Source organism: Tardiphaga sp. OK246 (assembly GCF_900188215.1).
In the GTDB taxonomy this organism is placed as follows: Bacteria; Pseudomonadota; Alphaproteobacteria; order Rhizobiales; family Xanthobacteraceae; genus Tardiphaga; species Tardiphaga robiniae.
Genome location: NZ_FZOX01000002.1, coordinates 192,103 through 215,821 on the forward strand (window position 1 = coordinate 192,103; position 23,719 = coordinate 215,821).

The following is a 23,719-nucleotide window of genomic DNA, read 5'->3' on the forward strand; positions in this document are numbered from 1 at the left end:
TCGGATAGCAGAGGACACGCGCACGAATCCTAGGCCATCGATAACAGTCGATAGATTCCAAGCGACCCGCAGATTTGACGCTCAGTCGGGCGTCTCTCCGCTCTTCGAACGGCGCCCATACGTCAGGCCCACCCCAACCTTCGCGACTTTGTGGCCTTCAAATATTCGGTCGCGCGCTGCTCGAAGACGTTAGCGCGCGCGACCAGTTCTCGGCGTCAATCACACGTTCGTAGATCGATCACTGCTCCTTCTTGAACAAATCCTGGAAGATGAGCGGGCCCCAGGTGTGGCCGCGTGCGTGGACCAGCGCGCCACCCTCGTTGAGCTTGCCCAGCTTGACGGGTGCGAAGCCGAGTTGTTTGGCCAGGGCCGCCACGGGAGCGATCGCGTCCTCGTCGTCACCAGACAGAAAGACGACGCGGTGGCCGCCCTCGACGACCGGATCGGTCGCCAGGGTGGCTGCGCCCAAGTGATTGAAGCCTTTTACGAACCTGGCGCCGGTGAATGCCTTCGCGACGACGGCGGAGGCCGGGAGACCGTCCGGCTCGTCAGGACCCGGAAACAGGTTCATCGCGTCGATGACCGTCTTGCCTTTCCAGCTCGGCAGCGCCTTCGCAACCTCGCGATGCTCGCCGAACGGGACCGCCAGGATGATCGTGTCGGCCTTGAGTGCATCCCGCAGCGACCTGGCGACGACCGTGGGTCCGATGGCCCGAGCCTGTGGCGCCAATGCCTCGGGCGGCCGGCGGCTCGCGACGGTCACGTCGATGTTTTTGCGGGCGAAGGCGTGGGCGAGGGCCTGGCCTATCTTGCCGAATCCTATAATTGCGTAGCTCATAATCTTCTCCGATTTGTTTTGATATTGATTCACGGCCTTCGAGGGCGCCGGGTTATTCGGTCCGCGGTGGCGCCCGCGTAGAGGTCCTGCGGTGAACGAGGTGCGATTTCAGATCGCCGAGAAGCCGCCGTCGACAGACAACTCCAGCCCATTCACGAAGCTTGAATCGTCTGACGCAAGAAACAGTGCGACCGCCGCAATTTCCTCAGGGCGACCCATCGTTCCGCGCGGGATCAGGGATTCGAACATCTGCTTCGCCTCCGGGGTGAGAACCTGGTCCTGCATCGGTGTGGCGATCGGTCCCGGGTGCAGCACGTTCACCCGGATATTCCTGCTCTTGAGTTCGTTGAGCCATCCGCGTGCGAATGCGTGCAGCGTCGCCTTGCTCGCCGCATACACGCTGTAACCGGGAAAACCTTTGAGCGAAGCAACTGACCCGGTCATGAAGATCGATCCGCCATCGTTGAACAGCGGCAGAGCCTTCTGAACAGTAAAGAGCGTGCCGCGCGCGTTCAGGCCGAAGGTCGCATCGAAATGCTGCTCGGTAATTTCGCCCAATGGCACGGCTTCGCCCGTGCCGGCGCTCGCGTACAGGATATCGATGTTACCCTTGACCCGCTTGACCGTATCGAACAGGCGGTCGAGGTCGTCGAGATTGGCCGCGTCGCCGCGCACGCCGGTCACATTCCGGCCAATCAGCTTGATGGCCTCGTCGAGTGCCTCCTGCCTCCGGCCCGTGATGAACACATAGGCGCCTTCTTCGACGAACAGCTTGGCGCTCGCCAGCGCCATGCCGCTCGATCCACCCGTGATGACTGCAACCTTACCGTCTAGCTTTCCCATAACTTCTCCTGTCGTGGTGTCGGGACTGTCCCCGAGAACCTGGAGATGGGTCTGCCGGCGTCAGGCGTTGAGTGCGGAAGCGCGCACATCGGTGGTGCGAAATCGATCCGGCTGGACGACTAACGCCAGCCGCGGCGATCGGTGTCCGCCGGTCGGAATTGGACAGCGCTCGTCGCCATAGGCTATGATGACAGCTCGTATTGTTGCACCATGTTTGGATACGGGTTTGGAAGGCGCGCCGCGCGGTGCGAGATTGCACCATGATCGACTGGGATGACGTTCGCTACTTTCTTGCCGTCGCGCGCGGAGGCTCGGTGCGGGCTGCCGCCGAGCGCCTCGGGGTGAACCACGCGACCGTGTTGCGACGCATCGCCCAGCTCGAGGCACGCCTCGGGGTGCAAATGTTCGAAAAGCTGCCTTCGGGCTACCGCCTGACGACTGCGGGCGAGGAGGTTCTCGAGTTCGCGGACCAGATGGAAGCGTCGTCGCATTTGCTGGAGACGCGCATCTTCGGTCGCGACCAGAGCGCGCGCGGGCTTTTGCGGGTGACGCTTCCACCGTTCCTCGCGACACACCTGCTCATGCCGGATCTCGCCGATTTCGCGCGTATGCATCCGGACATCGAGATGGAAATCATGTCGACCGGCGAGGTGGCAAATCTGACCAACCGAGAGGCCGACGTGGCGATCCGCATTGTCGCCAACCGCAAGACTCTGCCGCTCAATCTTCACGGCCTGAAGGGACCGGAGCTGTTCAGCGGTGTCTACATGTCTCGCGATCGACTAGCCGCGTGGCGTGCGGGCACGCCTGATCCCATCCGGTGGATCGTCATAGACAATCATGGACTCCCGGCCTGGGCGCGCGAGGGAGAGGTTCACACCACGGGAGTTCCGTTCAGGACCCCGGACGCCGAGACGCAGATCGTTGCTGTACGGCAAGGGATCGGGATGACAAAACTGCCGTGCTTCGTCGGAGATGCTGACGCTCTATTGGTGAGGGTGCCGGGCACCGACCTGCCCATGCATGGGACGCTCTGGCTTCTTACACAGGGGGAGACACGCAAGACGAAGCGCGTGCGGCTCTTCACCGAGTTCGTATCCGGAAGGCTCGCCGCGTACGCGCCGCTGCTCGCGGGACTGTCCGTATCGCGCGACTGACGCGCGGCGGGTCGCCGACCACCAATTTGCTGACGGTGGCGGGTCAGACCGACCTTTCGGACGTGTCTTCGGAGAGTTTTTTTGCGACAGGTCGGGTGAGAACCAGCATTTCAGCCCGGCAAGCATGCCTGCCGTCATGTTTTGACCGTTGAACGCTGAATTTAAAGGGCTATTTTTACTGCAATGCAGTATCTTGTCAGTCGGTCGCGATTGACGTACTCGAAGCCGAATTCGCCTTTAGACCGGTTTTAACAATAACGGTTGGTGGCGCTGCGTTTCCAGCGTCAACCACCTCATGACGTTGGGATGACGATGAGCCTCTATTCAGATTACCTCGCTGAAATCGAAAGCAGAAAAGCTCAAGGCCTCGCTCCCAAACCGATCGACGACGGCGCACTCACCGGCGAAATCATCGCCCTGATCAAGGACACCGGCAGCGAATACCGCGCCGACGCCCTGAAATTCTTCATCTACAACACCCTGCCGGGCACCACGAGCGCCGCAGGCGTCAAGGCCGCCTTCCTGAAGGAGATTATCCTCGGTGAGGCGGTCGTCCCGGAAATCACGCCGACCTTCGCGCTGGAACTGCTGTCGCACATGAAGGGCGGCCCCTCGATCGGCGTGTTGCTCGACGTCACGCTCGGCAGTGATGCCGGGCTGGCGAAGCAGGCCGGTGAAGTTCTGAAGACCCAGTTCTTCCTCTACGACGCCGACATGTTCCGGCTGCGCGATGCCTTCAAGGCGGGCAATGCCGTCGCCAAGGGCGTGCTCGAGAGCTATGCCAAGGCCGAGTTCTTCACCAAGCTCCCGGACGTCGCGGACGAGATCAAGGTCGTGACCTACGTCGCCGCCGAAGGCGATATCTCGACCGACCTGCTGTCGCCCGGCAACCAGGCGCATTCGCGTTCGGACCGTGAGCTGCACGGCCAGTGCATGATGACGCCGCAGGCGCAGCAGGAAATCGTGGCGCTGCAGAAGCAGCATCCCGATAAGCGCGTGATGATGATCGCCGAAAAGGGCACAATGGGCGTGGGTTCGTCGCGCATGTCCGGTGTGAACAACGTGGCGCTGTGGACCGGCAAGCCGGCCAGCCCCTATGTGCCCTTCGTCAACTTCGCCCCGGTCGTCGCCGGCACCAACGGCATCTCGCCGATTTTTGCGACCACCGTCGACGTCACCGGCGGCATCGGCGTCAATCTCAAGAACTGGGTCAAGAAACTCGACGCGGACGGCAAGCCGATCCTGAACAACGACGGCAACCCGGTCCTCGAGCAGAAATTTGCGGTCGATACCGGCACCGTCCTGACGCTCGATGCCAAGGGCAAGAAGCTGCGCGACGAAAACGGCAAGGAACTGGTCGACGTCGCTGCCGCTTTCACGCCGCAGAAGATGGAGTTCATGAAGGCCGGCAGCTCCTATGCCATCGTGTTCGGCAAGAAGCTGCAGAGCTTTGCCGCCGAAACGCTCGGCGTTGAGCCGACCCCGGTTTTCGCTCCGAACAAGGAGATCTCGGTCGAAGGCCAGGGCCTGACCGCGGTCGAGAAGATCTTCAACCGCAACGCCGTGGGCGTGCTCGGCGGCAAGGTGCTGCATGCGGGCTCGGACGTGCGCGTCAAGGTCAACATCGTCGGCTCGCAGGACACCACCGGCCTGATGACCGCGCAGGAGCTGGAAGCGATGGCGGCCACCGTCATCTCGCCGATCGTCGACGGCGCCTATCAGTCGGGCTGCCACACGGCATCGGTGTGGGACAAGAAGGCGCAGGTCAACATTCCGAAGCTGATGAGCTTCATGAACAATTTCGGCGTGATTACCGCGCGCGATCCCAAGGGCAGCTATCATGCGATGACCGATGTCATCCACAAGGTGCTGAACGACATCACCGTGGATGACTGGGCGATCATCATCGGCGGCGACAGCCACACCCGCATGTCCAAGGGCGTGGCCTTCGGTGCCGATTCCGGCACCGTGGCGCTGGCGCTGGCGACCGGCGAGGCGACCATGCCGATCCCGCAATCGGTCAAGGTGACCTTCAAGGGCGCGATGCAGCCGCATATGGACTTCCGCGACGTGGTCCATGCGACCCAGGCGCAGATGCTCAAGCAATGCGGCGACAATGTTTTCCAGGGCCGGATCATCGAGGTCCATCTCGGCACGCTGCTCGCCGACCAGGCCTTCACCTTCACCGACTGGACGGCCGAGATGAAGGCCAAGGCGTCGATCTGCATCTCGCAGGACGACACGCTGATCGAGTCGCTCGAGATCGCGAAATCGCGCATCCAGATCATGATCGACAAGGGCATGGACAATGCCGCGGGCACGCTGAAGGGCCTGATCGCCAAGGCCGATGCGCGCATCGCCGAGATCCGTTCGGGCGAGAAGCCCGCGCTGACGCCGGACGCCAATGCGAAATACTTCGCCGAAGTCGTCGTCGATCTTGATATCATCGACGAGCCGATGATCGCCGATCCCGACGTGAACAATGCCGACGTCTCGCGCCGCTACACCCACGACACGATCCGTCCGATCTCGTATTACGGCGGCACCAAGAAGGTGGACCTCGGCTTCGTGGGCTCGTGCATGGTGCACAAGGGCGACATGAAGATCGTCGCCCAGATGCTCAAGAACATCGAGAAGGCTGAAGGCAAGGTCGCGTTCAACGCGCCGCTGGTCGTCGCCGCCCCAACCTACAACATCATCGACGAGCTGAAGGCCGAAGGGGATTGGGAAATCCTGCAGAAGTATTCCGGCTTCGAATTCGACGATGTGAAGCCGAAGACCGCGAACCGAACCGCATACGAGAATATCCTGTATCTCGAGCGCCCGGGCTGCAACCTGTGCATGGGCAACCAGGAAAAGGCGGAGAAGGGCGATACCGTTCTGGCGACCTCAACCCGTCTGTTCCAGGGCCGCGTCGTGGAAGACACCGCCGAGAAGAAGGGTGAATCACTGCTGGCCTCGACCCCAGTCGTGGTGCTGTCGGCGATCCTCGGTCGCACGCCGAGCGCCGAGGAATACAAGGCCGCGGTCGAAGGCATCGACCTGACCAAGTTCGCACCGCCGAAGGTCGGCGCGATGGGGGCGTCCGTCCATTACTAGGGTGGAGGACGAGAGCTGTTCAAAGACCGGCGTTGGCAGGTGAACACCTGCCGCGCCGCGGGGCTGGTACGCGAGCGGGCATCAGTCGCGTGGTGTATGACATCACGAGCAAGCCGCCGGGGACGATCGAGTGGGAGTGACGCTACTTCAGGGCGTTGTAAATTTCCTTGTACCCATCGTGATAGCTTTTCGTGAAATCCGCGTACTTAATGTCCGCCAGTATCGGCGGGATGTCGCATTTTTCGAGTAGAGCAGGCAGGATTTTGATATCAGTTCCGGAAAGCTGCCGCGCAAGGAACGACTGCCATTCTTTTAGAGCCCACATCGAATCAACGGATTTTCTAGATAAAAATGCGATCATTGTTTGAGATGACGCCAATCCAGACGATATTTTTGAAACTATTGAATCGCCAACTCGAATTTTATTTTCGTCTAGCCAGCATTTCACACCTACATGCATTAAATCGTCGTGCACCATTCGGACCCAACCTTTGTCGGCCGATGCGTGGCAAAGAAAGACTTCCTTCGATCCGTCGAGTTGTCCGAACTCGCCGAACATTCGTCTTTCAAACAAGCTGTCCTCGATCATCGATTTTTCGGCCCAAAGTGAGTGAAGCGAGCGGGCATCTACGTCCCACCGTCCATACAACGCTATATCCGTAAGCACTTTATCGATTTCTTCCTTTCGATTCAGAAGGTCGCCCAACGTCGGCTCTCTCAAGAGCTTTAGTTGGATGTCATATGTGCCGAGAAAACTTAGAGGATGGCCAATGTAACATATGGCAGTTTTCTCGGTTGCATCGTCGTCGTAGTATAGCACGCGCCCTTTGTGTTTTCCGCCGAACACAAAGACGGGCCCATATTCAAGTTCATGCATAGACATCTCGCGCGGTTTGTACTCGCAATCTTTGATGAAGACTCTCACGATGCTTATGTTCTGTCTATGGTCTCTGGCGAAGGTCGATATCGAGATAGAAGCTGCGGTCATGCTTTTCGCTCTTGCGAGCTAAGCTTCACCAATCACCCACTTGGCTGGCAGGTAGGTGGGTAGAAATTTAGTCTGCCAGACGCGTTTCGCTGGAGCTTTACGTTTCGCTATTGCGCAACGTCTAGCTGCTCCCCATCCCGGACTAGAAGTGGCAACGTTTGGCGTGTTTCCAGAAGGAATGGTGATCCGCGACGGCATCGCGATGCTGCATAAAGGCAGCTGATTTACGAGCGCTATGCCGGCGCTCTGAGCCGCACAAGCCGCATCTCGCGATGTCGGTGACCAAGTTCTTCACCAATCGCTGACGGCAAGATCGATCCGCAGGCGCCGAGGCCCTTTACTCGCCGGTCGGTGGCTTGCCGGTGAAGACCGCCAGTTGATCGGCGAAGGCGCGCTTGTAGGCGGGCCGCGCTTCGCCACGGGCGATGTAGGCGCAGAGGTTCGGATAGTCCTCCAGTAGTCCCGACCCGTTCAATCTGCGCAGCACCGTCACCATCAGCAGGTCGCCGGCGCTGAACCTGCCGTCGAGCCAGTCGGCGTCACCAAGGCGGATGGACAGGTCTGCCAGTCGGGCGCGAACGCGATCGTCGAGGATCGGCAGGCGCGTCGCGTACCAGGTCTTGTCGCGCTCCGTGAGCGTGGCGGCTCCGCGTTCCACGATCGGCGGCTCCACGGTGCTGAGCGCGGCGAACATCCAGGCGATCGCGCGCGCCCGGGCATTCGCATCGTCTGGCAGTAGGCCCGGATGGCGTTCCGCGATATGGAAGACGATCGCCCCCGACTCGAACAGCATGAGATCGCCGTCTTCGTAGGTCGGGATCTGTCCGAAGGGATGAAGCCTGCGATGCGCGGGTTCTTTCATCTCAGCGAACGACAGCAGACGGACGTCGTAAGGCTGGCCCACCTCTTCGAGCGCCCAGCGAACGCTCATGTCACGCGCCAATCCCCTTCCGCGATCGGGAGACCGTTCGAAGGCGCTAATCGTGGGCATTGTTTCTCTCCACCTGGGTGTTTCACATCCCTAGGACGAACAACCGGCGCGTCTCCCGACAGCCGATTTCGATTTTTGGCCGCGGAATTTCGCGGGCCGAACCTGTCATCGGGCCCCGCCGGACTACGGATATTCTTCGAAACCGAGAGCATTGACCATTGAGCGAGCTGCTAACTTAGAGATGAAATTACGGAACGTCACACGCTCGATTCAGAATGATCAAAGATGAGATGGCTGTTCGAGTGAAGGACGGTCGCCTGCAGCGGTCGCCAGACGACATGCGACTGATCAATGCACCCCCGCTCAAACGCGGGATGTGCGTCATTCTCCGCGATGTTACGACTGGCTCACCATCCTCCCGGAGAGCCTTCATGTCCGACGCGCCTGCACCGAGCCAAGCCCCCACCGCCGCCGAGACCGATCCGAACACGCTCGGCTTCATGCAAGGCTTTCCGCCGCCGCAGGACAAGCTCATCACCTTTCACGACGGCTCGTTCCGCAACTTTCCCGAGCTGCGCTGGGCCTGGAGCAATGTCCGCCAGCTCGTGCCAACGGTGAATGTCTGGCGCGGCGCGGGCGGCGCTTCGGTGTTGCCGCGCGCGGAGCGCGATATCGGCGGCATCACGTCGACCACCATGGACGGCCGGTCGATGACCTTCGCACGGATGTTCGACGAGACCTATGCCGACGGCATTGCCGTGCTGCACAAGGGCAAACTCATTTACGAGCGTTATGCCGGCGCGCTGAAGCCGCACAAGCCGCATATTGCGATGTCGGTGACCAAGTCGTTTACCGGCACGCTGGCCGGAATTCTGGTGGCCGAAGGCAAGATCGATCCGCAGGCGCCGGTCACCGACTATGTGCCGGAGTTGAAGGCTACTGCCTTCGGCGATGCTGATGTGCATGAGGTCATGGATATGACCACGGGGCTCAAATACACCGAGGTCTATACCGACAAGAATTCCGATGTGTGGGGGCTGCGGCGGGCCAATGGCATGGCGCCGATCCCTCCGGATTACGAAGGCGCGAGCGACATCTTCGCCTTTCTCTGCACGCAGCAGAAGCAGGGCGAGCATGGCAAGGCCTTCGCCTACAAGACCGTCAACACCGACGTGCTGGCCTGGATCATCCGCCGTGCCAGCGGCATGACGCTGTCCGATCTTCTGTCGGAACGCATCTGGGCGCCGATGGGAGCGGAAGAGGATGCGCATTATCACGTCGACCGCATCGGCACTGAGAGCGGTGGCGGCGGACTGTCGACGACGCTGCGCGATCTCGCGCGCTTCGGCGAGGTGATGCGCAATCACGGGCGCTTCAATGGCCGCCAGATCGTGCCTAGCGCAGTGGTCGAGGACATCGAACGCGGCGCCGATCCCGCAAAATTCAAGCCGGCCGGCTACGCCACGCTGCCGGGCGCGTCCTATCGCAACCAGTGGTGGGTGACCCATAATGAACACGGCGCCTATATGGCGCGCGGCGTCTACGGGCAGGGGCTCTATATCGATCCGAAGGCCGAGATGGTGATCGCGCGCTATGCCTCGCATCCGGTCGCCGGTAATGCCGCCAACGATCCGGTGACGCTGCCGGCCTATATGGCGCTGGCGAAGGAACTGATGGCGGGCTGACCATCAGGGTTCGTGGAACCCGAGGGAACCCGATCGGGAACCTTGGGACAGGTTGGGCGTATGCTTGGCGGCCGACATCTTCCGTCGGCGCCAGGCGGACCCCTCCAGAATGATAAAACCCTTGTCCATCGCTCCGTGGCTGCGCTGCTGGTGTGCGGCGCTGTTGATGTCATGCACCGTCGTCGCAACGGCGCCTCTGTATGCGCAGGAGCGGGCGTCTGGCGCCCGGGCCGCCCGCAGCAATCCGGCTGTCGCCACTGATGGCGCGACGCTGATTCATGGCAATTACTGCGGTGCCGGCAATCGGCCGGGCAAACCGCCCATCGATGCCCTCGATCTCGCCTGCATGAATCACGATGCCTGCACACCGGCGAGCGGCATTCCTAACTGCGACTGCAACGCCAGGCTTCGCGACGAAGCGGCCGCAGTGGCAGGGGACCCCCGACAAGCGCCGGAGCTCCAGAGTCTGGCGGCATTGACCTCAGCGGCTGCGGCCGTGATGCTCTGCAAGCCGATGATCGATGCCGCAGTCCCTCCGGTGGTTGCTCCTGTCCCTGTGGCTCGGGACGCTCCTGCAGCAGGTGCGCCAGTGGCAATCACGCCGGCTCCCGTTGCTGGAGCACCTGTGTCGATTGTCCCTGATAGTGTCGCGCCCGTGGCTGCCGCTCCCGTAACGGACGTAACTGAAACCCCGCTGCCTGTCGCGCCAGTCACTGACGCTCCCGCGCCTGCCTTACCCGTGCCCAGGTCGACCGCGTTGCCCTGAGCAGACAGAGCCCTGATCGGCTCTTGCGCGCTGCGATCTTTCCGGGGCAATCATGAGTGCGAGTCCAGATGCGCCGACAGCGCAGCTCATGGCAGAGGGAAGCGCGCATGAAATTACTTGTCGCACGAGTCATGACGCTCGCATTCCTGCTAGGGCCTTTGGCGCTTGGCTCCGCAGCGCTGGCGGCGGATCCCATCCGTGTCGGCGCGGTGCTGCCGTTTTCCGGCGGTGTCGAACTTTATGGTGAGCAAGCAAAACTCGGGCTCGATCTCGCTGCCAGGGAGATCAACGCGGCGGGTGGCATTCTCGGCAGGCCGCTCGAGATCATCTATGTCGATGACAAGACCCGGCCGGCCTCCGCCGAGAGCGCGATGCGGTCGGTGATCGACAGCGGCGTCGTGGCGGTTGTCGGCCCTGTTACCTCGGCCAACTTCAATGCGATCAGGCCGCTTGCCGAGAGCACGAAGACGCCGCTGCTTTACGCCACCAATTTCGAAGGCGGCACATGCAGTCGTTATGTTTTTTCGTTCAGCACGGTGCCGAACCAGGATCTCGGCCAGTTGCTGCCCTATGTGAACGAGGCTGTCGGCAACACCTACTTCCTGCTCGGCGCCGATCGCGTCTGGCCGCACCAGATGTTCGATATAGCCAAGCCGCTGATCGAGAAGCTCGGCGGCACCATCGTCGGCACGCAATATACGCAGGGGACCGAGACGGACTTCACGCCGCTGATCAAGCAGGTGGCGGCGGCCAAACCGAAGGTGCTGCTGTTCGCGCTGAAGGGTGACGGCATCGATTTCATCCGGCAGGCCGATGATCAGGGCTTGTTCAAGGAGACCACGGTTGCATTCCTGGGATTGTCCGAGATTGATCTCGGCATCTTCAAGGGCAAGGGCCAGAACATGATCACCGTCGTGCCGTCGCTGGCGACCAGCGACGAGCCGGAGATGAAGGCGTTCGTCGCCAGGGTGCGGGCCTCAGCCGGCAATGACGTGCTGGTGTCGAACTATGTCATGACCCACTACAACACGCTGATCGCGCTCAAGGCTGCGATCGAGAAAGTGGGCCGTGTCGACAAGGAAGCGATCGTGGATGCACTGGCAGGGCTCACCATCCCGTCGCCGACTGGAACGGTCACCATCGATGCGAACCACTATGCGACCATGAGCATGTTCATCGCCAAGACGCAGGGCAGTGAATTGGTCACCGTCCGTGCGCTCGGCAGAATTCCGCCGCAGCCGGGTTGCACATTGGCTGGTCGCTGATTGCAACTGGCGAGCAGACGGCTGGTGTAAGTCGCGCGAGATTGCTTAACTCGGCATCGACACAATTCTGGATGAGTGAAGAGGACAACGAATGGCACGTGTGCGCTGTATCACCGAGATGGGTATGGGCGTCGACGTCCACGGTCGCGATGCCACCAAGGCTGCCAAGCGCGCGGTGTCGGATGCGATCCGCCATTCCAGCGTTGGCTTCTTCCGGATGGTCGGCAAGACGCCGCATGACATGTTCGTCGATGTGACCGTCGCGGTGCCGAATCCGGACGACGTCGACACGGCGGCGGTCGCGAAGGAATTACCTTACGGTACCGTGACCGTGACCGCGGTCAAAGGCGGCCTCGACATTCCAGCCGAGAGCGGCGGCGACGGCATTCTCATTGCCAATGCGGCGGTGATCGTGAGCCTCGACGACGGCAAGTAGAGGAAACTTGCCTCAGGCGACGATCTCGCTTCGCGATCTCGAGAACTCCCTCCCGTCCTTTTCACGCTTGACTAATCCATAACTCACTGGTTATTGATCTGATCGATAACTGACGGGTTATGGATGGCGATGCCGAACACCTTCGATGTGCTCTTCAAGACGCTCTCCGATCCGACCCGGCGCGCGATCTTCGAGCGACTTTGTCGTGAGGGGGAGCAGACCGTCGCGGCACTGACCGCGCAAGCCGGGGTTTCGCAGCCGGCGGTCTCCAAACATCTCGGCGTGCTGAAGCAGGCGGGGCTGGTGCTCGATCGTCAGAGCGGCCGTCAGACACATTATCGATCGCAACCGGCGGCCCTGGCGCCGCTGCTCGACTGGACTAGCCAGATGGCCGGGTTCTGGGAGAGCCGGTTTGACGATCTCGAACAACTGCTGAAGAGGATGGACAATTGACCAATATTGCAGCCGAAACACGTTCTGTCGTCGTCGAGCGGGAATTTGGCCATGCGCCGGAAAAGCTCTGGCGCGCGCTGACCCAGCCGCATCTGATCGCTGAGTGGCTGATGAAAAACGATTTCCAGCCCGTCCTCGGGCACCGTTTTGATCTGAGCGCAAACTGGGGCGTGGTCGCTTGCCGGGTCACGGAAGTCGAGCCGAACCAAAAGCTCGCTTACACGTGGGAGGCCCTGGGTCTCGAGAGTGTCGTAACCTGGACGCTTACGCCTTCGAACAACGGGACACTGCTGCGGATGGAGCAGATCGGCTTCCGGCCGGATCAGGAGCAGGCCTATCAGGGCGCCAAGTTCGGATGGCCGCGCTTCCTGGCGTCGATGGAGCAGCTTCTGGCGCGACTGGACTGAATTCGGCCGACGCAGAATCTCACGCAACTTCCGCATTGCACTGAGGGTTACTCAACATGAACCTATGGATCAGATACGCACACCGCTGACTGTCGCTGGCCTTTACCTTGACGGTCATCGCCAATTTCGCTGTCCGCGGATTTGGCGAGCCTCCAGCCTGGGTGACCTTCTCGCCACTGCCACCGCTGTTTCTGTTGATGTTCAGCGGTCTCTATGTGTTCGTGCTGCCCTATGCCGCAAAGTGGCGTAGAGCAACGCAGGGCAGTGGACGGATGAACGCGTGAATTGGAATGCGCATGGATATTTTTGATCGTCTCAAATCCGCTGCGGCCGATGACTGGTCCAGCTATGTCGATCATAGTTTCGTCCGCCAACTCGGCACCGGCACGCTGCCAGAACCCGCGTTCCGCACCTATCTGGTGCAAGACTATCTGTTCTTGATCCAGTTCGCGCGCGCCTATGCGCTGGCGACGTACAAGAGCCGCTCGCTTGACGACATGAAGGCGGCCCAAGGCGGACTTGCGGCCATTCTCGGCGAGATGGAGCTTCACATAAAACTGTGCGGCTGCTGGGGGCTGTCGCCCGCCGATATCGAGGCTGCGCCCGAGCTGCAGGCGACGGTGGCCTATACGCGTTTCGTGCTGGATTGTGGCGCTGCCGGCGACCTGCTCGATCTGCATGTGGCCTTGGCGCCGTGCGTGATCGGTTATGCCGAGATCGGCAAGAAGCTCGCGCCGGGTGGTGCCGACGCGCTCGGCGATCATCCGTATCGCGAATGGATCGGCGAATATGCCGGCGAGACCTATCAGGACATCGCGATGAAAGCACGCCGCCATCTCGACGATCTCGCCGCGCGCGCGATGACCGAGCGGCGCTTTACGGAGCTCGCAAAACTGTTCGGCCAGGCGTCAAAGCTGGAAGCTGACTTCTGGCAGATGGGGCTGGACGCGCGCTAGTGCGACGCGCAGCGGTCAGGACAGAGCATGGCACCCGTCAAGGTCGATCCCGCGAATGTGCGCGAGTTTAAGAACGCCGACGCATTCTACAAATGGCTCGGCAAGAACCACGACAAGGCCGGTGAGGTCTGGATCAAGGTTCACAAACTGAAATCTGGCCTTCCATCGATCACGCCGAAAGAGGCAATCGATGTCGTGCTGTGCTGGGGCTGGATCGACGGCATCCGCAAGGGACTGGACGAGACAAGCTTTCTGCAGCGCTATTCGCCGCGCGGCAAAAAGAGCGTGTGGAGCAAGATCAATGTCGACAATGTTGCGCGCCTCGTCGAGGAGGAGCGCATGACCGAGCACGGCCTTGTCCATGTTGAGGCGGCCAAGGCCGATGGTCGCTGGGATCGCGCCTATGGCAGCGGCAAGGACATGGCGATTCCCGCCGATCTGCAGGCCGCGATCGACGCCGAGCCGAAAGCCAAAGCGATGCTGGCCAAGCTCAGCGCCCAGAACCGCTTCTCACTGGCATTTCGGGTGCACAACATGAAGACCGAAGCCGGCCGCAAGAAGCGGATTGCGGCCTTCGTCGAGATGCTCAAGAAGGGCGAGACGATCTATCCGCAAACCAGAAAGTGAAGTGGCGTCACTCGTTGCTTTTCACTTCCGCTTCGGCCGCCTGATCGCGCGTACCTTGCCGCTGGCTCCGCCGCCGGCGAAGAACTGATCGGCACCATCTGACTCGAGGCCGGAGACGCCGCTGCCTGCCGGCAGTGCGAGCTTCTCAAGCGCTTCGCCGGTTTGCGGATCGATGCGCCTGATGTCGCTCTCGTCGTTTTCCCAGGTGCCGTGCCAGAGTTCGCCGTCGACCCAGGTGACGCCGGTGACGAAGCGGTTGCTCTCGATGGTGCGCAGAATCTTTCCAGTGTCGGGATCGACCTGGTGAATCTTGCGCTCGCGATATTGTCCCACCCACAGCGTGCCTTCGGCCCAGGCCATGCCGGAGTCGGCACCGCCGCCGGGCGCAGGGATGGTATTCAGCACGCGGCCGGTCGCCGGATCGATCTTCTGGATTCGGTCCTCGGCGATCTGGAACAGATGCTTGCCGTCGAATGCCGTGCCGGCATGAGCGGCGACGTCGATGGCGCGCACCGTCTTGCCGCTTGCTGGATCGAGTGCGTGGAGTTTGTCGCCGGATGCGAACCAGACCTGCGTGCCGTCATAGGTGACGCCGTGCACGCCGTCGACACCCTCGAAGGGGCCATATTCGCGGATGATTTCGGCTGCTGAGTTGGTCATGTAACTCTCCCTGATGATGTGACGATGACCCTAGTGATCCGGCAGCGGCGGCGGGAGTAACAACATCGTCGCGAGTCCTGGCAGGGATGGCGACGTCCAGCGGCGTGCTCGACCGCGACCGAGCGGCTGTACCTTATTCTCCACCGCCAGTTCGTCGAGTGCCCGCTGAACGCTGCGCTGGCTGGTGCCGAGCGCCAGCGCCAATGCAGAGCTCGACCAGGCTTCTCCATCGGCAAGAAGTGCGAGCACTGCGGCGTGTTCTTCCTCGACGGGCCGCGCCAGCACGACGACGTCGCGGGCCCGGCGCAGCACCAGCGTAAAACCGGGCTTGGTCGCGTGCACCTCGGCCAGCGGCGCAAGCAGTTTGCGCAGCCGTCCCATTTCGACGCGGAGCCGGGCGCGATGAGAGTCATCGGCATGTCTGGCGCGGAATGCGCGCACCAGCAGCGTTTCGCGCGAAACATCCGCAGGCCATGCTTCGCCAAGTGCGCGGGCGAGGGCGAACAGGACGGGCCGGGTCGCGAGCGACAGCTCTGTCTTCTGACAGCGGATGACATGCCGGCACGCATCGATGACGATGGCTTTCGAATTCTGCAGCGCCTCGACATCCTCGAGCAGTAGCACACGTTCGCCGCCGCGTGCGATCAGACGCGCAGCGGGAGCGTCGAGGAGCCGGGATGCGCTGTCGACCTCGGCAGTGAGTGCCGGGATTGCAGCGAGCTTGGCGGCACGCTGCGCGTCGGCGAGGGCGGTGCGTGACTTTTTCGCCTGCAGGCGGCGCATCGCGATGCCGGCGACGACCAGCGCGTGCGCCGTACGCAAGGCGGGTGGCAGAGACGCGGGATCGAGCGCGCCGAGCTTTCGCTCGGCTTCGTCGAGACGTCCGATCAAGAGAAGGCGCCTGACGTCGAGATAGCCGCCATAGGCCGCATTCACATGGTCGCCGTGGGCGTCGAGTGTGACCCGCGCGGCGTCGAGCGTCTTGGTGGGCCAGTTCAGATCGCGCGAGACGAGGGCGATCTCGGCCTCGGCGACGATGCACCGCGCACGCGCCACGGGTTCCTTCGCACCGAAGGCGCGCGCGGCCCGTTTCACGAGATCCTTCGCGCGTGCGAAATCGCCGAGCTGAGCCATTGCGATGCCGCGCAGCGCGAGTGCCGGCGCGTCATCACGCAATGCAACACGCTTCAACGCACCCAGCGGATCACCCGCCGCCAGCGCATGACCTGCGGCGGTGATCAGGGAGTCCATTCAAATCCCGCCACACTTGTCACTCCCACCCGTCCATTGCCGGATCCTAATCTACCTCACGACGATCAACCGGCAAGTCGTGTCGGCAGCGCATGACGATGGACGAAAGTGGAGAGAAGACCATGACGGCACCGATGAAAACACCACCGATTGTGTCACCGCAGGCATGGGAGGCAGCGCGAACGGACATGCTCGTAAAGGAGAAGGCTGTGATGCGGGCGCGAGACGCGCTCGCTGCTGAGCGCCGGCGGATGCCGTGGATGGAAGTGAATAAGGCCTATGCGTTCGAGGGGCCTGGCGGAATGGTCAGCCTGCGCGATCTGTTCGCCGGCCGCCGTCAGTTGATCGTCTACCGCGCCTTCTTCGAGCCCGGCGTGTTCGGCTGGCCCGATCATGCCTGCCGCGGCTGTTCACTGGGTGCCGACCAGGTCGCCCACCTTGCGCATCTGAATGCCCGCGATACCACGCTCGTCTATGCCTCGCGGGCACCGCAGGCGGATATCGCACGCCTGAAGGCGCGGATGGATTGGGAGATGCCCTGGGTCACCATCACGGACAGTTTCGACGCCGACTTCGGTGTCGACGAGTGGCACGGCCATAACGTGTTCTTCCGTGACGGCGACCGCGTGTTCCGCACCTATTTCATCAACAGCCGCGGCGACGAGGCGATGGGGACCACCTGGAGCTATCTCGACGCGACGCCGCTCGGCCGCCAGGAGGTCTGGGAGGACTCGCCCGAAGGCTATCCGCAGACTCCGACCTACAAATGGTGGAACTGGCACGACAACTATGTCGCCGGCGCTGCACCCGACAAGAAATGGGTCGAGGTCTCGGCCGCCGGAGAGGCCACGTTCCGGAAGACCGATGAGTAGCGCTATCGATGACGTCGATCGCGCGACGGCCTATCGCTGGAAAATGCGTAGCCTTGCGCCGGCCGCCGATTGGCTATGCCTTGCGGCCGCACCGGCCTTCGCATTGATGGCGCTGCTGACGGGTGTGCTCGATGGCAGTTCGCCGGACCTGCTCTGTTCGGCATCGCGCGCATCGCCGTGGAGTGGAATGGCGGTGATGTATGCCCTGATGAGCTTGTTCCATACCGTGCCTTGGCTCAGGCTGATATCCGGCCGATACCGCCAATCGCAGTGGCGGACGTGACGGTTGTCGCGCGCTTCAGGCGCGCGACAACTTCTCGAACCGCTTGATCAGCCGCTCGCGCTTGAGGCGCGACAGGCGCTGGATCCAGAACATGCCGTTGAGCTGGTCGATCTCGTGCTGGTGGCAAACCGCACGCAGGCCGTCGGACTCTTCTGTCTGCGTATTGCCGTCGAGATCCTGATAGCTGATCCGTACGCGGGCGTGGCGCTGGATGTCGTCAGTCACGCCAGGCATCGAAACACTGCCTTCCTGATGCATGATCAGTTCGGGCGAGGCCCATGCGATCTCCGGATTGACGTAGGTGTGGGCGCCATTGACGGGATCGAGATCGAGCACGACCACGCGCAGCAGCACGCCGATATGCGGCGCGGTGATGCCGATGCCGGGAGCGGCATGCATGGTGTCGCGCAGATCGTCAGCGAGCGCGCGCAGCGCATCGTCAAACACGGTGACATCAGTGGCCGGCTGCGTGAGGCGCAGGTCGGGATAGCGGACGATAGGGCGGATACTCATTCCGACAGCCCCGCGGCCTTCAGCGCATCCGCATAGGTCTTCGCCATGGATTCGACGGGGACCGGGATGCGCGCAAAGAAAGCGGAGACCGTCAGCTCCGGCTCGATGGTGAGCAGTTCCTCAACTACCTGCGCGGCGCGTTCGTGCGCGCCGGTTTTGACGAGCGCCACGGCGAGCGCGCGGAGTGCGACGGCGAAGCGGCGGTTCTGCAGCAAGGCTTTATCGGCCCAAGCGATCGCTTCGGCATAGTTCTCGTCGATGATCGCGGCGATGGCCAGCGCACCGGAGACGAACCAGCCGTGTGGATCGAGCGGGTTCAGGCGACGCGCACGGTCGAGCAGAGCGCGGCCGGCCTGCTGCTGGCCGCGCATGGTCTCGATCCATCCGGCCAGTGCGAGTGCAGTGGCGGAGTTTGGATTGATCGCGAGGGAGCGGCTGAACAGCTCAATGGCAGCGTCCTTCGCTGTCTGCGTCTCGGCCAGATTCCAGATCGCGAAAGCCGCCATCCAGAGAATCTGCGGATCGTTCGGCATCCGCTCGATGGCGCGATGCGCCAGCGCGAGGCCTTCGCTGCGATGGGCGTCGTCTGGGCTGATCCAGCCCTGGAAATGTCGCTGCGCGTGGCAATAGGCGGCGGCCGCCATCGCCGGGGCGTAGGTCGGATCAAGCGCCAGTGCCTGATGCAGGCAATCCAGCGCTGCACTCATGCTCGCCGGCGTGAAGTCGTGTTCGAATCCCGAGGCGCGCAGCAGCAGGTCATAGGCATCGGGCTTGTTCGGACGGCTGTGCTTGCGGCGTTCGATTTCGGCTATGCGCAGCGTGGGCTCGATGGCGGCGACGGCTTGTTCGGTGATGCGGTCCTGCAGGTCGAATACATCGTTGCGGTCGCCGTCGAATTTGTCAGCCCACAGATGTGCGCCGGAGCGGGCGTCGATCAATTGCGCGATAATGCGCAATCGCTCGCCGGCGCGGCGGACGCTGCCTTCGAGCACGTAATTGACGCCGAGCGTGCGGCCGACCTCGCGAATGTCGACCGGCTTGGACTTGTACGTGAAGGACGAGTTGCGCGCGATCACGAACAGTCCGCTGCAGCGGGACAGCGCGGTGATGATTTCCTCGGCGATACCGTCGCCGAAATAATCCTGCTCGGGGTCCGCGCTCATATTGGTGAAGGGCAGCACCGCGATCGACAGTCCTTCGGGATCCGTGACGTCGGGCAGGAGTGCAGTTGCGGGCGCTGTCACCACGGGCGGAGAGGGGCCGTCGGTCTGTTCGATGACCTCGCCGACGAAGCGAAACCCCTTCCGCGGTAAAGTGCGGATCAGCCGCTGCTGCTCGCCATTGTCGCCGATGGCCGTGCGGGCCGCGTTGACCCGGCTGCTGAGCGTCGCCTCGGACACGATGCGGCCATGCCAGACTTCGGCCAGCAGATCGTCACGGCTGACGACCTTCTCCCGCGCGCGGATCAGGAATTCCAGCACATCGAACACCTGCGGCTCCACCGCCACCGTGTCCGTGCCCCGCCGTAGCTCCCGCCGGTCAGTGTCGAGGACGAATTCGTCGAACCGGAACAGCAAGATAGGGGGTCCAATACCTGTTGTCGCGCCAAGGCCTTGTGCGCAGGAGCGTCCCCTAGCACACCCCGTCTCAACGATAAATCATGGCTTTCTCAAGAGAAAATCGGAGAAATCTTCAAGCGAGGATGCCGGTACCGCGGCATGGTCCGCGCATCGACGGCCTCAACCGTCATTGCCCGGAGGACCTGCACCATGACGAATGACAAGCGCGACACCAGCCACTTCAACCGCCGCAGCCTGCTGGGCGCGGCGCTCATGGGCATCGCCGCGGCTCAGTTCGGCGGCATCGGCTCCGCCGCGGCGCAGGCCGCCAAGGCTGGCAAGCAGCTCCCGGCCATCAAGCGCGGCACGCATACGTCGTTCAAGCCGCTGAAGCAGATCAATGCCGGCGACCTCAGCGTCGCCTATGCCGAGGACGGCCCGGCCAACGGCCCCGTTGTGCTGCTGCTGCACGGCTGGCCCTATGACATCTACAGCTATGTGGATGTCGCGCCGCTGCTGGCCTCGGCCGGCTACCGCGTCATCATCCCGTATCTGCGCGGCTATGGCGGGACGCGCTTCCTCTCCGACGCGACGGTGCGCAATGGCCAGCCGGCAGCGCTCGCCACCGACATCGTCGCGTTCATGGACGCACTGAAGATCGAGAAGGCGGTGGTCGGTGGCTATGACTGGGGCGGCCGCACCGCCGACATTCTCGCTGCGATCTGGCCGGAGCGCGTCAAGGCGCTGGTCGCCGTCAGCGGCTACCTGATCGGCAGCCAGGAGGGCAACCGCACGCCGCTGCCGCCGAAGGCTGAACTGGAATGGTGGTACCAGTTCTACTTCACCACGGAGCGTGGCCGGCTCGGCTATGACAAGTACCGGCACGACTTCGCCAAGTTGATCTGGAAGCTGGCCTCGCCGAAGTGGAATTTCGATGACGCCACCTATGACCGCTCGGCCAAGGCGTTCGAGAATCCCGATCACGTCGCCATCACCATCCACAACTATCGCTGGCGGCTCGAACTCGCCCAGGGCGAGGCGAAGTATGACGAGCTCGAGAAGCGGCTGGCGCAGGGGCCGGTGATCTCGGTGCCGACTATCACCATGGAAGGCGACGCCAATGGCGCGCCGCATCCAGATCCCAAGGCCTATGCGAAGAAGTTCACCGGCAAGTACGAGCATCGCACGGTGAATGGTGGCATCGGTCACAACCTGCCGCAGGAAGCACCGCGTGAATTCGCCCAGGCCATCATCGACGCCGACGCGATGGCACGCTGAGGGAGATCCGCGATGCGATGGATTCTTGCAGCGAGCCTTGCGGCAGGTGTGGTGTCATCCGGGGTGGTGGCCTTTGCCGCCAATACCGCCAATCCGGAAAACCTGTCGCCGATCTATGGCGTCGCGCTTCCGGACGGCTACCGCAAATGGGAGCTGATCGCGCCGGCGCAGGAGGCTGAGCCTCTGAACGAGCTGCGCGCCGTGGTCGGCAACGACATCGCGGTCAAGGCCTATCGGGATGGCAAGCTGCCGTTCCCCGATGGCACGGTGCTGGCGAAGCTCGCCTGGAAGCACACCCAGTCGCCGGAATTCGAATCCGCCTCGATCCCCGGTGCCGCCACAACGGTTCAGGTGATGGTGAAGGATTCGAAGAAGTATGCCGCGTCAGGCGGCTGGGGTTTCGGCCGCTTCATCAACGGCAAGCCGGTGGATCAGGCACAGCACGAAACCTGCTTTGCGTGTCACGAGGCACGCGTGAAGGAGCGGGATTACGTGTTCACGAAGTGGGTGCCGTGAGCGCCATTTCACGAGACGCCGACCTCGGCCAGAAACGCCGTCAGGAAAGCCTCGGTCCGCGCGTGGCGTTCCTGCACCATGCGTCGGCCGGTGGCGGTGTTGAAGCCGTCCGCGAGCGTCAGCAGTTTCGCCGGCAGATGGTCGATCGCAAAATTGCGGTCGTCGAGGGCGCGATGGCGGGCGGCAGGGTCTTCGGCATCATATAGGAAGGATTGCATCCGCCCGGCGGTGTAGAAACAGCGCGCGATGCCGATGGCGCCGATGGCGTCCAGCCGATCCGCATCCTGCAGGATCTGCGCCTCGATCGTCTCGGGCGTGATCTTGGCCGAGAAACTATGCGCCGCGATGGCATGGGCGACGCGGTCCAGCCGGTCGGTCGTCCAGCCGAACGGGGCGAGCAGCGTCACCGCGTGTTCGGCAGCGAGGCGCGAGGCACTGGCGCGGAGCGGTGAGCTCTTCTCGACGGCGACGCAGTCGTGCAGCAGCGTCGCCGCTGCCAGAATTTCGGGATCGCCGCCCTCGGCCTTCTGGATGGCGCGGACATTGGACCAGACACGCGCCAGATGCGCGACGTCATGCGATCCGTCATCGGTCTTGATGTGATGCAGAAGTGAAGAGGCCAGCGTTTCGAACGGAGCGAAGGCGGCAGCGATAGCGGTGATCTCAGTCATGGCATCGTTGTTAGATTGGCCGCCGGGCGTTGCCAAGCGTGTTTTGATGTCATTAGATTTGGATTGAGAGCAGGTAGAACTCAGGCGACAAGGCTGAGTGTGGTATGCCGTTTTATCGCCGAAACAGCATCATGAGGAATTGTGGCTAATAACCCCGTCAACAGCCTCAGCTCCTTGCTTGAGCAGAGCAGCGATAATGTGGCTCTGATCATCGGAAACGGCATCCACCGATACGTAGAATCGAAACGTGTAAATTCCTGGGATCAGCTGCTCGTTGAGATTGCTCAAGAGTGCTCGCCCGGGCTTGTCGAGGTACCACCTGGCACGACGCTTACAGAATTTTATGATGTGCTGGAGCTCTTGTCTGGGAGTAAGATCGGTACTCTGCAGGAGCAATTTTGTGCGCTCCTGGACGGTTGGGATGTACTCCCACATCACCGGAAGATCATGAACTGGGCAGTACGACACTGTACTCCAGTGCTCACGACGAATTTCGATCAAGTGTTGAGCGATGCCGTCAATGCACAGTTCTGGCGTCCGCAAAATCCGAAATTTACGAGCTACTACCCGTGGGAGTGTCACTTTAGCCAAACAGCTATCACTGATCCGTGCGCTTCTTTCGGCGTTTGGCACATTAACGGTATGGTAAAATACAAGCGAAGCATTCGCTTGGGACTTAGCCACTATATGGGGTCGGTTCAGCGAGCCCGGACTTGGCTTCATCGCAGCGGCGCCACCCCTCTCTTTGGAGCAAAGGATCGTCGCATTTGGGCAGGCGCGAATACCTGGATTCATGTTGTATTCAATAAGCCCTTGCTCATCTTTGGTTTGGCTCTTGAAGAAAACGAAGTCTTTCTCCGCTGGCTTCTGATTGAGCGTGCCAAGTACTTCAAGAAGTTTCGCGAGCGCTTTCATCCAGCTTGGTATGTTTACAAAAACGATATGTCTGACGACAGGCAGGCCGGAAAGCTCTTTTTCTTGGAGTCGATGGGAGTCAACTGTATCGCGGTTCAGACGTTCGGAGAGATTTACGACAATACAGGTTGGTCGTCCTGACGTGCCAGCTCAACGCATTTGTAAGGTCGCTCGCACCCGCGGGGAACGACGCCGCTATCGCTTCAGCAGCTCATACAATACCGGATCATCCGCGCAGGCCTTGAAGCCGCATTCGAGCAAGGTCGAGGCGACGTTCGCAGCCGTCAGGCCGATCACGAGCCAGACGGCAACATGGGCGATGACGCTGGGCGCCGAGTGAGCAGCGGGGGCCTTCTCGAATTGCCGGTCGAACAGCAGCACCAGCGACAACAGAACGATGGCCGCGATGAAGCCGATCAGTGCCCAAGTGTAATAGTGATAGCCGAACAGCGCGGTGCCGAAGCCGGGATCGCCGGGCATGATGTGCAGCAACACCTGCCGGGTCGAGACGGTGGCGCCGACGACGGCTGCAAGCAGTGACAGCGCGTAATGGCTGGGACGCGGGCCGAAGCGGATGTTGAGGATCGGACCTATGGCGAGCAGCGCGAACATGATCCGCTGCAGCAGGCATAGCGGGCAGGGCAGCTCGCCCAAAATGAACTGGGCGGCAAAGGCGGCCGCGAGCAGCGCGGCGAGCGCGTAGAGTGCGAGGACGTTGAGGGCGATAGCGCGATGTGAGGTCATGATGGC

At 62.0% G+C, this 23,719-nt stretch carries 26 protein-coding genes; 16 read left to right on the forward strand and 10 right to left on the reverse strand.

The genetic code is table 11. The features are described 5' to 3' along the window. Window positions 1–238: 238 nt before the first annotated feature. Window positions 239–838, reverse strand: coding sequence for an NADPH-dependent F420 reductase (locus CHC01_RS08280; protein WP_089263873.1), 600 nt, complete (start codon window positions 836–838; stop codon window positions 239–241). Between the two features lie 108 nt (window positions 839–946). After that, window positions 947–1,681 carry an SDR family NAD(P)-dependent oxidoreductase gene (locus CHC01_RS08285; RefSeq protein ID WP_089263874.1) on the reverse strand — a complete coding sequence of 245 codons (735 nt, stop codon included), beginning with the start codon at window positions 1,679–1,681 and terminating at the stop codon, window positions 947–949. 260 nt (window positions 1,682–1,941) lie between these two features. Here CHC01_RS08285 and CHC01_RS08290 point away from each other — a divergent pair, with 260 nt between their 5' ends. The 3 genes from CHC01_RS08290 (at window position 1,942) to CHC01_RS33455 (ending at window position 6,077) form a co-directional block, all read left to right on the forward strand. Beyond that, the gene (locus tag CHC01_RS08290) at window positions 1,942–2,838 is read left to right on the forward strand and encodes a LysR family transcriptional regulator (protein ID WP_089263875.1); all 897 of its coding nucleotides are present in this window, start codon (window positions 1,942–1,944) and stop codon (window positions 2,836–2,838) included. Window positions 2,839–3,150: 312 nt separating this feature from the next. After that, window positions 3,151–5,937, forward strand: a complete 2,787-nt coding sequence (locus CHC01_RS08295) for a bifunctional aconitate hydratase 2/2-methylisocitrate dehydratase (protein ID WP_089264623.1) — start codon at window positions 3,151–3,153, stop codon at window positions 5,935–5,937. 32 nt (window positions 5,938–5,969) lie between these two features. Beyond that, window positions 5,970–6,077 (forward strand): GMP synthase (glutamine-hydrolyzing), encoded by a 108-nt coding sequence (locus tag CHC01_RS33455; protein ID WP_176454529.1) that lies wholly within the window; start codon window positions 5,970–5,972, stop codon window positions 6,075–6,077. A gap of 2 nt (window positions 6,078–6,079) precedes the next feature. On the opposite strand, the gene CHC01_RS08305 is transcribed toward CHC01_RS33455, so the two are convergent. Then, on the reverse strand, window positions 6,080–6,925 hold the full coding sequence (locus CHC01_RS08305) for a toll/interleukin-1 receptor domain-containing protein (protein ID WP_089263877.1): 846 nt from the start codon (window positions 6,923–6,925) through the stop codon (window positions 6,080–6,082). Window positions 6,926–7,262: 337 nt separating this feature from the next. Next, window positions 7,263–7,916 (reverse strand): glutathione S-transferase family protein, encoded by a 654-nt coding sequence (locus CHC01_RS08310; protein WP_089263878.1) that lies wholly within the window; start codon window positions 7,914–7,916, stop codon window positions 7,263–7,265. A 371-nt stretch (window positions 7,917–8,287) separates the two neighbouring features. On the opposite strand from CHC01_RS08310, the gene CHC01_RS08315 reads away from it, so the two are divergent. The 8 genes from CHC01_RS08315 to CHC01_RS08355 all read left to right on the forward strand — a co-directional run bounded on the left by CHC01_RS08315 (window position 8,288) and on the right by CHC01_RS08355 (window position 14,451). Continuing rightward, a complete protein-coding gene (locus tag CHC01_RS08315; protein WP_089263879.1) occupies window positions 8,288–9,541 on the forward strand; it encodes a serine hydrolase domain-containing protein in 1,254 nt (417 codons plus the stop codon). A gap of 873 nt (window positions 9,542–10,414) precedes the next feature. Further along, window positions 10,415–11,572, forward strand: a complete 1,158-nt coding sequence (locus CHC01_RS08325; protein ID WP_176454530.1) for a substrate-binding protein — start codon at window positions 10,415–10,417, stop codon at window positions 11,570–11,572. 91 nt (window positions 11,573–11,663) lie between these two features. Beyond that, window positions 11,664–12,008 (forward strand): Lin0512 family protein, encoded by a 345-nt coding sequence (locus CHC01_RS08330; RefSeq protein ID WP_089263881.1) that lies wholly within the window; start codon window positions 11,664–11,666, stop codon window positions 12,006–12,008. A gap of 129 nt (window positions 12,009–12,137) precedes the next feature. Then, entirely contained in the window at window positions 12,138–12,461 is a 324-nt protein-coding gene (locus tag CHC01_RS08335) for an ArsR/SmtB family transcription factor (protein WP_089264624.1), read from the forward strand. Then, the gene (locus CHC01_RS08340; RefSeq protein WP_089263882.1) at window positions 12,458–12,868 is read left to right on the forward strand and encodes an SRPBCC family protein; all 411 of its coding nucleotides are present in this window, start codon (window positions 12,458–12,460) and stop codon (window positions 12,866–12,868) included. Before CHC01_RS08335 ends, CHC01_RS08340 begins: the two co-directional genes overlap by 4 nt. Window positions 12,869–12,957: 89 nt before the next feature. Then, window positions 12,958–13,152, forward strand: coding sequence for a hypothetical protein (locus CHC01_RS08345; RefSeq protein ID WP_244558322.1), 195 nt, complete (start codon window positions 12,958–12,960; stop codon window positions 13,150–13,152). 12 nt (window positions 13,153–13,164) lie between these two features. Then, window positions 13,165–13,824, forward strand: a complete 660-nt coding sequence (locus CHC01_RS08350; protein WP_176454531.1) for a TenA family protein — start codon at window positions 13,165–13,167, stop codon at window positions 13,822–13,824. A 27-nt stretch (window positions 13,825–13,851) separates the two neighbouring features. Further along, on the forward strand, window positions 13,852–14,451 hold the full coding sequence (locus CHC01_RS08355; RefSeq protein ID WP_089263884.1) for a YdeI/OmpD-associated family protein: 600 nt from the start codon (window positions 13,852–13,854) through the stop codon (window positions 14,449–14,451). 21 nt (window positions 14,452–14,472) lie between these two features. Here the strand turns inward: CHC01_RS08355 and CHC01_RS08360 are convergent, their stop codons facing one another. Then, on the reverse strand, window positions 14,473–15,111 hold the full coding sequence (locus tag CHC01_RS08360; protein ID WP_089263885.1) for a Vgb family protein: 639 nt from the start codon (window positions 15,109–15,111) through the stop codon (window positions 14,473–14,475). Between the two features lie 30 nt (window positions 15,112–15,141). Further along, window positions 15,142–16,362 carry an ATP-binding protein gene (locus tag CHC01_RS08365; RefSeq protein WP_089263886.1) on the reverse strand — a complete coding sequence of 407 codons (1,221 nt, stop codon included), beginning with the start codon at window positions 16,360–16,362 and terminating at the stop codon, window positions 15,142–15,144. 122 nt (window positions 16,363–16,484) lie between these two features. On the opposite strand from CHC01_RS08365, the gene CHC01_RS08370 reads away from it, so the two are divergent. Together CHC01_RS08370 and CHC01_RS08375 are read left to right on the forward strand one after the other, a co-directional pair. Beyond that, window positions 16,485–17,234, forward strand: coding sequence for a DUF899 domain-containing protein (locus CHC01_RS08370; RefSeq protein WP_089264625.1), 750 nt, complete (start codon window positions 16,485–16,487; stop codon window positions 17,232–17,234). A 43-nt stretch (window positions 17,235–17,277) separates the two neighbouring features. Then, window positions 17,278–17,517 (forward strand): hypothetical protein, encoded by a 240-nt coding sequence (locus CHC01_RS08375; RefSeq protein ID WP_089264626.1) that lies wholly within the window; start codon window positions 17,278–17,280, stop codon window positions 17,515–17,517. A 15-nt stretch (window positions 17,518–17,532) separates the two neighbouring features. Here CHC01_RS08375 and CHC01_RS08380 read toward each other — a convergent pair whose 3' ends face one another. Continuing rightward, window positions 17,533–18,030, reverse strand: a complete 498-nt coding sequence (locus CHC01_RS08380) for a peptide deformylase (protein ID WP_089263887.1) — start codon at window positions 18,028–18,030, stop codon at window positions 17,533–17,535. Beyond that, window positions 18,027–19,607 carry a winged helix-turn-helix domain-containing tetratricopeptide repeat protein gene (locus CHC01_RS08385; RefSeq protein WP_089263888.1) on the reverse strand — a complete coding sequence of 527 codons (1,581 nt, stop codon included), beginning with the start codon at window positions 19,605–19,607 and terminating at the stop codon, window positions 18,027–18,029. Before CHC01_RS08385 ends, CHC01_RS08380 begins: the two co-directional genes overlap by 4 nt. Before the next feature lie 255 nt (window positions 19,608–19,862). Here CHC01_RS08385 and CHC01_RS08390 point away from each other — a divergent pair, with 255 nt between their 5' ends. Together CHC01_RS08390 and CHC01_RS08395 are read left to right on the forward strand one after the other, a co-directional pair. Beyond that, entirely contained in the window at window positions 19,863–20,867 is a 1,005-nt protein-coding gene (locus CHC01_RS08390; protein WP_244558323.1) for an alpha/beta fold hydrolase, read from the forward strand. Between the two features lie 12 nt (window positions 20,868–20,879). Beyond that, a complete protein-coding gene (locus CHC01_RS08395) occupies window positions 20,880–21,383 on the forward strand; it encodes a cytochrome P460 family protein (protein WP_089263889.1) in 504 nt (167 codons plus the stop codon). 8 nt (window positions 21,384–21,391) lie between these two features. Here CHC01_RS08395 and CHC01_RS08400 read toward each other — a convergent pair whose 3' ends face one another. Beyond that, complete coding sequence (locus tag CHC01_RS08400) at window positions 21,392–22,054, reverse strand: HD domain-containing protein (RefSeq protein ID WP_089263890.1); 663 nt, start codon at window positions 22,052–22,054, stop codon at window positions 21,392–21,394. 141 nt (window positions 22,055–22,195) lie between these two features. On the opposite strand from CHC01_RS08400, the gene CHC01_RS08405 reads away from it, so the two are divergent. Then, window positions 22,196–23,110, forward strand: coding sequence for an SIR2 family protein (locus tag CHC01_RS08405; protein ID WP_210421659.1), 915 nt, complete (start codon window positions 22,196–22,198; stop codon window positions 23,108–23,110). A 54-nt stretch (window positions 23,111–23,164) separates the two neighbouring features. On the opposite strand, the gene CHC01_RS08410 is transcribed toward CHC01_RS08405, so the two are convergent. Continuing rightward, a complete protein-coding gene (locus CHC01_RS08410; RefSeq protein WP_089263892.1) occupies window positions 23,165–23,713 on the reverse strand; it encodes a disulfide bond formation protein B in 549 nt (182 codons plus the stop codon). Between the last annotated feature and the right edge of the window lie 6 nt (window positions 23,714–23,719).

Bases quoted from the DNA above. Each gene is read 5' to 3' on its own strand.
- CHC01_RS08280 (WP_089263873.1), bottom strand. From the start codon at position 838: ATGAGCTACGCAATTATAGGATTCGGCAAGATAGGCCAGGCCCTCGCC.
- CHC01_RS08285 (WP_089263874.1), bottom strand. From the start codon at position 1,681: ATGGGAAAGCTAGACGGTAAGGTTGCAGTCATCACGGGTGGATCGAGC.
- CHC01_RS08290 (WP_089263875.1), top strand. From the start codon at position 1,942: ATGATCGACTGGGATGACGTTCGCTACTTTCTTGCCGTCGCGCGCGGA.
- CHC01_RS08295 (WP_089264623.1), top strand. From the start codon at position 3,151: ATGAGCCTCTATTCAGATTACCTCGCTGAAATCGAAAGCAGAAAAGCT.
- CHC01_RS08305 (WP_089263877.1), bottom strand. From the start codon at position 6,925: ATGACCGCAGCTTCTATCTCGATATCGACCTTCGCCAGAGACCATAGA.
- CHC01_RS08310 (WP_089263878.1), bottom strand. From the start codon at position 7,916: ATGCCCACGATTAGCGCCTTCGAACGGTCTCCCGATCGCGGAAGGGGA.
- CHC01_RS08315 (WP_089263879.1), top strand. From the start codon at position 8,288: ATGTCCGACGCGCCTGCACCGAGCCAAGCCCCCACCGCCGCCGAGACC.
- CHC01_RS08325 (WP_176454530.1), top strand. From the start codon at position 10,415: ATGAAATTACTTGTCGCACGAGTCATGACGCTCGCATTCCTGCTAGGG.
- CHC01_RS08330 (WP_089263881.1), top strand. From the start codon at position 11,664: ATGGCACGTGTGCGCTGTATCACCGAGATGGGTATGGGCGTCGACGTC.
- CHC01_RS08335 (WP_089264624.1), top strand. From the start codon at position 12,138: ATGCCGAACACCTTCGATGTGCTCTTCAAGACGCTCTCCGATCCGACC.
- CHC01_RS08350 (WP_176454531.1), top strand. From the start codon at position 13,165: ATGGATATTTTTGATCGTCTCAAATCCGCTGCGGCCGATGACTGGTCC.
- CHC01_RS08355 (WP_089263884.1), top strand. From the start codon at position 13,852: ATGGCACCCGTCAAGGTCGATCCCGCGAATGTGCGCGAGTTTAAGAAC.
- CHC01_RS08360 (WP_089263885.1), bottom strand. From the start codon at position 15,111: ATGACCAACTCAGCAGCCGAAATCATCCGCGAATATGGCCCCTTCGAG.
- CHC01_RS08365 (WP_089263886.1), bottom strand. From the start codon at position 16,362: ATGGACTCCCTGATCACCGCCGCAGGTCATGCGCTGGCGGCGGGTGAT.
- CHC01_RS08370 (WP_089264625.1), top strand. From the start codon at position 16,485: ATGACGGCACCGATGAAAACACCACCGATTGTGTCACCGCAGGCATGG.
- CHC01_RS08375 (WP_089264626.1), top strand. From the start codon at position 17,278: ATGCGTAGCCTTGCGCCGGCCGCCGATTGGCTATGCCTTGCGGCCGCA.
- CHC01_RS08380 (WP_089263887.1), bottom strand. From the start codon at position 18,030: ATGAGTATCCGCCCTATCGTCCGCTATCCCGACCTGCGCCTCACGCAG.
- CHC01_RS08390 (WP_244558323.1), top strand. From the start codon at position 19,863: ATGGGCATCGCCGCGGCTCAGTTCGGCGGCATCGGCTCCGCCGCGGCG.
- CHC01_RS08395 (WP_089263889.1), top strand. From the start codon at position 20,880: ATGCGATGGATTCTTGCAGCGAGCCTTGCGGCAGGTGTGGTGTCATCC.
- CHC01_RS08400 (WP_089263890.1), bottom strand. From the start codon at position 22,054: ATGACTGAGATCACCGCTATCGCTGCCGCCTTCGCTCCGTTCGAAACG.
- CHC01_RS08410 (WP_089263892.1), bottom strand. From the start codon at position 23,713: ATGACCTCACATCGCGCTATCGCCCTCAACGTCCTCGCACTCTACGCG.